The following is a 1148-nucleotide window of genomic DNA, read 5'->3' on the forward strand; positions in this document are numbered from 1 at the left end:
GGACGATCCCGTCGGTCCATCGAGAGGGTGTCAGATCATGTTGCAGCCTCCTCGACGGTCGGACGGAACTGGGTCCCATCGATCCAGAGGCGATGGAGGATGACCGCAAGCTTGCGAGCCACGGCGACGACAGCGCGGCGCCGGCCCTTGGTGCGCATCAGGCGCATGCCCCATGACTTGATCCGGGAACCGGCCATGGTCCGCATGAGGAGCGCATTGGCGGCCGCATAGAGCGTCGATCGGACGTCGCGATCACCAGCCTTCGAGATGCGGCCCGGGTTGTCTGTTTCTCCGGACTGATATCGCCTCGGCGTCAATCCGAAGTGTGCGGCAACGGTCCGCGACTTCCTGAACCGTGCCGGATCGTCGACCGCCGCCTTGAACGTCAGAGCCGCGATCGGCCCGACCCCGGGCACCGTCATCATTCGCAGGCAGACCTCCTCGCGGCTCGCCGCCCGCTTCACCCGGCGGTCCAGTTCAAGGAACTGGTCGTAGAGCGCCCGGCGGGCGTCGAGCAAAGGCAGCATCGCATGGGCCAGGACCTCGTCCATCTCCACAAGGCCGCGTGCGATCTCGTCGAAGCGCCCGTGGCTGACGCTGGACGGCAGGCGGATGCCGAAGATCTTCAGCAGCCCCCGGACCTCGTTTGCAAGGTCGATGGTCTTGGAGAGCAACGCGCGCCGCGTGCTCAGGAGGGCGCGGACACCGTGCGACTCCCGGCTCTTCATATGGACCGGGCTGAACCAGCCGGTCCGCAGGACCTGGGCGATGCCTCGCGCGTCGTTGCGATCCGTCTTGTTGCGCATGGCCGAGAGGGCCGCATTGACCTGCCGCGCTTCCATGCAGACAACATCGAAACCCCGGTCCCGAAGTCCGAAGTAGAGGTGCTGGCTCATCGTCCCCGCTTCGAAACCGACCCTGGCCACCGGATTGGGGAAATCCGCCAAGGCGTCGGCAATCGCTTCAATTTCACAGGGCAGCTCACGCTCGAGGCGGACCGATCCCTTCTCGTCGACGATGCACAGCGCGCAGCTGCGCAGCGACACGTCCAGTCCAGCATAGTAATCCATCAGTCACTCCCTTCATTCGGATCTTTCGATCCTAACGGGAGCTCAACCTCGCCGGTGAGGCAGCCCAATTACCGATGC

At 64.8% G+C, this 1148-nt stretch carries 1 protein-coding gene; it reads right to left on the reverse strand.

The window, feature by feature from the left end; genetic code table 11:
- Positions 1-35: 35 nt before the first annotated feature.
- The gene (locus CJ301_RS17450) at positions 36-1070 is read right to left on the reverse strand and encodes an IS110 family transposase (protein WP_099278627.1); all 1035 of its coding nucleotides are present in this window, start codon (positions 1068-1070) and stop codon (positions 36-38) included.
- Positions 1071-1148 lie beyond the last annotated feature (78 nt).

The sequence above is a fragment of the Limimaricola cinnabarinus genome, assembly GCF_002723615.1.
Lineage (GTDB): Bacteria > Pseudomonadota > Alphaproteobacteria > Rhodobacterales > Rhodobacteraceae > Limimaricola > Limimaricola cinnabarinus_B.

Excerpts from the sequence above, each read along its gene's own strand:
- CJ301_RS17450 (WP_099278627.1), bottom strand. The coding sequence starts at position 1,070 with ATGGATTACTATGCTGGACTGGACGTGTCGCTGCGCAGCTGCGCGCTG.